Raw genomic sequence first — 7201 nt, 5'->3', positions numbered from 1 at the left:
GGCGGACTCCACTCGAACAACGTCGATAGACGAAGACTGAAACATTCATGATTGTTGACACGCGCTGACAAGCCCGAAAAGGGAGCGCGTGAACCGCTATCTGCGGTATTACCCCGATGTCTGGATCAACGGATCGCGATCGGGACCGCGGATCATAGCGTAAAGCGCGCCAGAGATCTTCTGTTTCTCACAGATTCTTCCTGATTTATCCACAGGGGGGATCGGGCCGACTAAGTGTAAACGATCGGCGAGGCCGCGTATGTCTTATTGCCCTCTTTATCGGAAAAATTAATGACGATCGTACTAAATCAGTAGAAACGATCTAACGGGGATCCCGCCGGATCCTTGCACTTTATTGTCATGCCCGTATAATTCCCCACCCGGCGCGTTATCGCGCGGATTTTACGGCCTGTTTCCTGCGTGTTTTTCGTGCTCTGCGGGGCGCAAAAGCGCGGTAAATAAGGAAAGTGAATTGACTCCGGAGTGTACAATTATTACAATCCGGCCTCTTTAATCATCCATGACTTCGACGTGAGTCGTTCGGCAGCCCGTCCGCGCATACGCAAAGTCAGTGAATTTATTCAAGTTTAGGTAGAAATCGCCATGAAACGCACTTTTCAACCGTCTGTACTGAAGCGCAACCGTTCTCACGGCTTCCGTGCTCGTATGGCTACTAAAAATGGTCGTCAGGTTCTGGCACGTCGTCGTGCTAAAGGCCGCGCTCGTCTGACCGTTTCTAAGTAATAAAAGCTAACCGCCTGGTGGTTAAGCTCGCATTTCCCAGGGAGTTACGTTTGTTAACTCCCAATCATTTCACTTTCGTCTTCCAGCAGCCACTTCGGGCTGGCACGCCGCAAATCACCATCCTCGGCCGCCTTAACTCGCTGGGGCATCCCCGTATCGGTCTTACCGTCGCGAAAAAAAACGTAAAACGTGCCCATGAGCGCAATCGGATTAAACGTCTGACGCGTGAAAGCTTTCGTTTACGTCAGCATGAACTCCCACCGATGGATTTTGTGGTGGTCGCGAAACGCGGTATTGCCGATCTCGATAATCGGGCGCTTTCGGAAGCATTGGAAAAGTTATGGCGCCGCCATTGTCGCCTGGCTCGCGAGTCCTGATAGGTCTCATCCGGGTCTATCAACGCCTGATAAGTCCGCTTCTCGGGCCGCACTGCCGTTTCACCCCAACCTGTTCTCACTACGGAATTGAGGCATTGCGCAGGTTTGGAGTGATAAAAGGCAGTTGGTTGACAGTGAAACGCGTATTAAAATGCCACCCTTTACACCCAGGTGGCGACGACCCCGTCCCGCCAGGACCTTTTGATACCAGAGAACACTAACGATGGATTCGCAACGCAATCTCCTTCTCATCGCTTTGTTGTTCGTGTCTTTCATGATCTGGCAAGCCTGGGAGCAGGATAAAAATCCTCAGCCCCAGCAACAGCAGACCACGCAGACTACGACCACCGCAGCGGGTAGTGCCAGCCAGGGCGTACCAGCCAGTGGCCAGGGGAAACTCATTACGGTTAAAACCGACGTCCTGTCCCTTACCATCAACACCCGTGGTGGTGATATTGAACAGGCTCTGCTTTTGGGTTACCCGAAAGAGCTGGGTTCTAACGAACCGTTCCAACTGCTGGAAACCACGCCGCAGTTTATCTACCAGGCACAGAGTGGCCTGACTGGCCGCGACGGCCCGGATAACCCGGCCAATGGCGCGCGTCCGCTGTATAACGTTGAGAGTGATAGCTTTGCGATGGCTGACGGCCAGAATGAGTTGGTGATCCCGCTGACCTGGACCGATGCCGCAGGCAACACCTTTACCAAATCCTTCACCCTGAAACGCGGTGAATATGCGGTGAACGTGGGCTACAGCGTGCAGAACGCCGGTGAGAAGCCGCTTGAGCTGTCTACCTTTGGTCAATTGAAGCAGACCATTAACCTGCCAAGCCATCGTGATACCGGCAGCAACAACTTTGCGTTGCACACTTTCCGTGGCGCGGCGTTCTCTACCCCGGACGAGAAGTACGAAAAATATAATTTCGACAAAATCGCCGATAACGAGAACCTGAACGTCAGCTCTAACGGCGGCTGGGTTGCGATGTTGCAACAGTACTTCGCTACCGCGTGGGTACCGCGCAACGACGGCGCGAATAACTTCTATACCGCTAACCTGGGTAACGGCGTGGCGGCAATTGGTTATAAATCTGCACCGGTCCTGGTTCAGCCTGGCCAGACAGGCACGCTGGGCAGCACCCTGTGGGTCGGCCCGGAAATTCAGGACAAAATGGCTGCCGTTGCGCCGCACCTGGATTTAACCGTGGATTACGGCTGGTTGTGGTTTATCTCTCAGCCGCTGTTTAAGCTGCTGAAGTGGATCCACAGCTTCTTGGGCAACTGGGGCTTCTCGATTATCGCTATCACCTTTATCGTTCGTGGCGTGATGTACCCGCTGACCAAAGCGCAGTACACCTCTATGGCGAAAATGCGTTTGCTGCAGCCGAAGATTCAGGCCATGCGCGAGCGTCTGGGCGATGATAAACAACGTATCAGCCAGGAAATGATGGCGCTGTACAAGTCGGAAAAAGTGAACCCGCTGGGTGGCTGCTTCCCGCTGTTGATTCAGATGCCTATCTTCCTTGCGCTGTACTACATGCTGATGGGTTCTGTGGAACTGCGCCATGCGCCGTTCGCACTGTGGATCCATGACTTGTCAGCCCAGGACCCGTATTACATTCTACCGATCCTGATGGGCGTGACGATGTTCTTCATCCAGAAGATGTCGCCGACCACCGTGACCGACCCGATGCAGCAGAAGATCATGACCTTTATGCCGGTCATCTTTACGGTCTTCTTCCTGTGGTTCCCGTCAGGTCTGGTGCTGTACTATATCGTCAGCAACCTGGTGACCATCCTTCAGCAGCAGCTGATTTATCGTGGTCTGGAGAAACGTGGTCTACACAGCCGCGAGAAGAAAAGCTCTTAATCCGATAGTCGGTAAAAGCTAATATGGAAGGCGGTCGATAGACCGCCTTTTTTATTGTTCAGTGTTAACAGACAGAAACCACAGAGAAATTTCATGAGCCATAACGACACTATCGTCGCCCAGGCCACCCCTCCGGGACGTGGCGGTGTGGGCATTCTGCGTATCTCCGGCCTGAAAGCGCGCGACGTAGCGCAGGCGGTGCTGGGCAAACTGCCGAAGCCGCGCTATGCCGACTATCTGCCGTTTCGCGATGTGGATAATACGGCGCTCGATCAGGGTATCGCCCTGTGGTTTCCAGGCCCCAACTCCTTTACCGGCGAAGACGTGCTGGAATTACAGGGTCACGGCGGCCCGGTGATCCTCGACCTGCTGTTAAAGCGCGTCCTGACCCTCCCCGGCGTACGTATCGCGAAGCCCGGCGAGTTCTCCGAGCGCGCATTCCTGAACGATAAACTTGATTTAGCCCAGGCGGAAGCGATTGCCGACCTGATCGACGCCAGCTCCGAACAGGCGGCGCGTTCGGCGCTCAATTCGCTACAGGGTGCGTTTTCCACCCGCGTAAATCAGTTAGTGGAAGCACTTACTCACCTGCGAATCTACGTGGAAGCGGCCATCGACTTCCCGGATGAAGAAATCGACTTCCTTTCTGACGGCAAAATTGAAGCACAGCTCAACGACGTCATGGCCGATCTGGACGCGGTACGCGCCGAAGCGCGCCAGGGTAGCCTGCTGCGCGAAGGGATGAAAGTTGTGATCGCCGGTCGTCCGAATGCCGGGAAATCCAGCCTGTTAAACGCGCTGGCAGGTCGTGAGGCGGCGATTGTGACGGATATCGCCGGGACGACCCGCGACGTGCTGCGCGAGCATATCCATATTGACGGAATGCCGTTGCATATCATCGATACCGCCGGTCTGCGCGAAGCCAGCGATGAGGTAGAACGCATCGGCATTGAGCGCGCCTGGCAGGAAATCGAGCAGGCGGACCGGGTGCTGTTTATGGTGGATGGCACCACCACCGACGCCACCGATCCGGCGGCGATTTGGCCTGATTTTATCGCCCGCTTACCGGAAAAATTGCCGATTACCGTGGTGCGTAACAAAGCGGATATGACTGGCGAGCCTCAGGGGCTAAGCGAAGTGAATGGTCACTCACTGATTCGACTGTCGGCGCGTACCGGCAATGGCGTAGACGTGCTGCGCGACCACCTCAAACGCAGCATGGGCTTTGACACCAATATGGAAGGCGGCTTCCTGGCGCGCCGCCGTCATTTGCAGGCGCTGGAAACGGCCGCCCAGCATCTGGAGCAAGGCAAAGCACAGCTGCTGGGGGCCTGGGCGGGTGAACTGCTGGCGGAAGAACTACGCCTCGCCCAGCAGAGCCTGAGTGAAATCACCGGGGAATTTACGTCTGATGATTTACTGGGACGAATTTTTTCCAGTTTTTGTATTGGTAAGTGATAGAGCTTGTAGAGGAACGAATAATCCTGCAATTGCAGGATTATTCTTCCTACTTTCTGTCATGTTGGTAAGGGTCCAGGTTCAGGAACATCGCAGAGCGCTCTGATTTTAGACTCAGAAATCAGAGAGTAATCTCCGGCCAGCCCGGCGATAGTTTTGTAAGAGGTGATATCCGTTCCTGTCAGGGTAACCTCTACCGGAAGCTGGCGGCCTCTCAGGTCGTCATTAATGGCGCTGGCAATTGTGTCATCACTAAAACCCGCACTGGTTAACCGCATAATTTTATTATGGTTCCACTCACGAAGCGGCGCTGAAAACAGAGACATTGTTCTTCCCCCTGATTATTCACCGGACGACAGTTTTGCGATAGCGCCTGATGCGCTTCCGCCTGATACAGCACCAAGCGTGGTAACAACGGCCTTTCCTCCTGCCATACCTAACCCACCTGACGCCAGACTACCGCCACCTAAAGCGGCCAGGCCCGCAGACGATGCTGCCGCACCGCTCAGCGTTCCTCCCGCCACGCCCAACCCTGCGGCGCTGGCCGCCGCACCGATGGCCGGAGCCGCCGCCAGCGCAAGACCGCCTGTCGCTACCGTTGCAGCCGCAACAGCAAGTGATGTAAACGGGTTTTCACAAACAAAATCAATGAGATCATCGAACATGGTATTCACCTCTTTTTAAATTCAGAGCCGCATTGCCCTGCGAGATGAATAGTGATGAAAAATATAAAATAAATCAAATTCACAAAAATTATATACAACTTGACCATTAAATGAATAATACAAAAAAATAAATCACATATATTGATATGTTGATTAATAAACCAATTTCAATAAACGAAAAACTCAACCATTTTTACTTTAAGATTTTAAAATTTATTTTCTATGAAATTCTATTTTCTCATCTGGTTTAACATGGCAAATTACGGCTAATTTTGAGAAAAACACTTCGATAAAAATTTGTGATAGAAGTCACAAAAAAGGATTGGTGGCGATGAAAAACCTGAGTACAGAACTGACCCGTACACTTAGCGCCGATCGGCCTCCATTTGCTGAGATTTATGACGCGATAAGTGAACAGCTCTTGCTGCTGATGTTTAAGGCGCGGCAACTGGGCCAGGACCCGGACTGGCATGGTTGGTTTGCTGAACAACACCGTTTGCTCGCTATCCTTTGCGCTAAAAAGGACCAGATAGCTGAGATTTTTAAAAGCGATCATCATGGTATTGGTGAAAAGGAAAAACCTGTCGACGATGTACTTTATGCGTTGGCATTTATGCGCCGGCTCTATGACGGCTTCGATAACAACCAGGTCAGTATGAAAACCTGGGGGCAAATTAATAAACAGCCAGAAAGCTGGCAGGGCCACTTCAGCCGATCACTCATGGCTGAAAGCGCGTTTATTAATAACGAGCTGATAGACATTTTGCTTAAAGCAAAGGCCAGCAGTGAACCGATCCCGGTAGAGATAAGGCAAGGTTATTGCCATCAGGATCTTTCTATTGCTTACTCCCGTGCTGACGTACTGATTGCGAAACTTAATGCCTGGTTTGATATCGATCCGCTGGCGCTGCTGGCTGAGGCTGTTTTTCAATTAGTTTATATCTACCGCAATCAGCGCCCCAGTTTACCTCGCTGGCTTTCACAATTTGCAAAGCTGCAAATTTATAACCCTTTGCCTACAATCAGCGATAATTACGCTTTTAAAGAGATCTACAAAGTTCTTAAGCAGCACAGAGAGGAATTTATCTGCGGTGTGCAAAACGATGCCGATGACCGCGAAGCGGAACATCTGCTAGAACTCTACCGCAAAGCGGCAGCGAAGCAGGTTTGCGACTGGCTCTGGAATATTATGGGTTACCTCAAAGCCCCGCAGTGGACGCCTTTTCAGTGGAAGTTTCTTACCGTTGTGCCGCCTACCGACGCCGCCCAGAGCGAGAACCAGGCTCATCAGCAATGGAATGATGATTATTGCCAGATAGCTATTCTCAGAGAAAACCTTCTCGAACTTATACAGAAAAATAGCCTTGAGGACGCTACGAAATTTCTTGCCGGCTGCCTTGAGCGGATCTATGGCAAAGCGGCAACCGATAAATCTCAGGGTTTACCCACGCCCGTCTCCGATGAAGAAAAGAAAGGCTATGCTTCCAACCATTACTTGTTTACCCCGCCACGGGAATCATCCCGTGAACGGGATGCAGATAGCCTGGCTACATTTGAAAAATGGTATGTGCAAAATAAAGTGTTGCTGATGAGCCATAATGCAAAACGTACGGAGAAAGTTAGCGTAGAGGCGTGGCTTGCAGGGCTAAAATGCTTTGATCTCAAACGAGGTATCCCCAACGGGGATGCGATGAAAATCAAAGATGGGGTTTACGATAAAATTAAAGAAGATAAACACTTAAAAATGCCGAAAGGAAGCAGCCATATCTCTTTGCAACGTTACCACAATCGCGTCAAAGAGAGTATTGCGCATATTGAAGCATTCATCGCCCAGCAGCAGGCCAGTAACCAGTTCGCGCCTTACAGCGGGGCGAGGGACGCCATAAAACCACTCTGGGGAAAATCGTTGATCCGCTCACCTTCCTTACAGCCTGAAGCTCCTGATGAGGATCGCCCTGTTGGGAATGTGGATGAGTGAAACACCCTGAAAATGCGGATAATCGTCACCCTTGTCTAAATTATTTGTAAAAGTGAAGGCTTCGGGCTTTTCACATACGTTAAACCGCATTAAAACCTAAAGAAATATACGC

The 7201-nt window shown here is 51.6% G+C and carries 8 protein-coding genes; 6 read left to right on the top strand and 2 right to left on the bottom strand.

Annotated features, from left to right (window positions below):
* The first annotated feature begins 603 nt into the window (after positions 1 to 603).
* The 5 genes from rpmH (at position 604) to mnmE (ending at position 4446) form a co-directional block, all read left to right on the top strand.
* Positions 604 to 744, top strand: a complete 141-nt coding sequence (rpmH, locus tag ACVV26_RS22420) for a 50S ribosomal protein L34 (RefSeq protein WP_000831330.1) — start codon at positions 604 to 606, stop codon at positions 742 to 744.
* Positions 745 to 761: 17 nt separating this feature from the next.
* A complete protein-coding gene (rnpA, locus tag ACVV26_RS22415) occupies positions 762 to 1121 on the top strand; it encodes a ribonuclease P protein component (RefSeq protein WP_002435532.1) in 360 nt (119 codons plus the stop codon).
* Positions 1085 to 1342 carry a membrane protein insertion efficiency factor YidD gene (gene yidD / locus ACVV26_RS22410; RefSeq protein WP_072042720.1) on the top strand — a complete coding sequence of 86 codons (258 nt, stop codon included), beginning with the start codon at positions 1085 to 1087 and terminating at the stop codon, positions 1340 to 1342. The genes rnpA and yidD overlap by 37 nt, the downstream gene beginning before the upstream one ends.
* Positions 1343 to 1344: 2 nt before the next feature.
* Positions 1345 to 2988, top strand: a complete 1644-nt coding sequence (gene yidC / locus ACVV26_RS22405; RefSeq protein ID WP_312985009.1) for a membrane protein insertase YidC — start codon at positions 1345 to 1347, stop codon at positions 2986 to 2988.
* A gap of 93 nt (positions 2989 to 3081) precedes the next feature.
* Entirely contained in the window at positions 3082 to 4446 is a 1365-nt protein-coding gene (gene mnmE, locus ACVV26_RS22400; RefSeq protein ID WP_474799410.1) for a tRNA uridine-5-carboxymethylaminomethyl(34) synthesis GTPase MnmE, read from the top strand.
* Between the two features lie 59 nt (positions 4447 to 4505).
* Here the strand turns inward: mnmE and ACVV26_RS22395 are convergent, their stop codons facing one another.
* Together ACVV26_RS22395 and ACVV26_RS22390 are read right to left on the bottom strand one after the other, a co-directional pair.
* Positions 4506 to 4772 carry a hypothetical protein gene (locus ACVV26_RS22395; protein WP_474799409.1) on the bottom strand — a complete coding sequence of 89 codons (267 nt, stop codon included), beginning with the start codon at positions 4770 to 4772 and terminating at the stop codon, positions 4506 to 4508.
* 15 nt (positions 4773 to 4787) lie between these two features.
* Positions 4788 to 5111, bottom strand: a complete 324-nt coding sequence (locus ACVV26_RS22390; RefSeq protein WP_474799408.1) for a hypothetical protein — start codon at positions 5109 to 5111, stop codon at positions 4788 to 4790.
* 331 nt (positions 5112 to 5442) lie between these two features.
* Between ACVV26_RS22390 and ACVV26_RS22385 the strand changes: the two genes are divergently transcribed.
* The gene (locus ACVV26_RS22385; RefSeq protein WP_474799407.1) at positions 5443 to 7089 is read left to right on the top strand and encodes a hypothetical protein; all 1647 of its coding nucleotides are present in this window, start codon (positions 5443 to 5445) and stop codon (positions 7087 to 7089) included.
* The last annotated feature ends 112 nt before the right edge of the window (positions 7090 to 7201 follow it).

The sequence above is a fragment of the Atlantibacter sp. MEI4A-1023 genome (assembly GCF_056155425.1).
This window is presented reverse-complemented; position numbering and strand designations above follow the sequence as displayed.

Excerpts from the sequence above, each read along its gene's own strand:
- rpmH (WP_000831330.1), top strand. The coding sequence starts at position 604 with ATGAAACGCACTTTTCAACCGTCTGTACTGAAGCGCAACCGTTCTCAC.
- yidD (WP_072042720.1), top strand. The coding sequence starts at position 1,085 with ATGGCGCCGCCATTGTCGCCTGGCTCGCGAGTCCTGATAGGTCTCATC.
- yidC (WP_312985009.1), top strand. The coding sequence starts at position 1,345 with ATGGATTCGCAACGCAATCTCCTTCTCATCGCTTTGTTGTTCGTGTCT.
- mnmE (WP_474799410.1), top strand. The coding sequence starts at position 3,082 with ATGAGCCATAACGACACTATCGTCGCCCAGGCCACCCCTCCGGGACGT.
- ACVV26_RS22395 (WP_474799409.1), bottom strand. The coding sequence starts at position 4,772 with ATGTCTCTGTTTTCAGCGCCGCTTCGTGAGTGGAACCATAATAAAATT.
- ACVV26_RS22390 (WP_474799408.1), bottom strand. The coding sequence starts at position 5,111 with ATGTTCGATGATCTCATTGATTTTGTTTGTGAAAACCCGTTTACATCA.
- ACVV26_RS22385 (WP_474799407.1), top strand. The coding sequence starts at position 5,443 with ATGAAAAACCTGAGTACAGAACTGACCCGTACACTTAGCGCCGATCGG.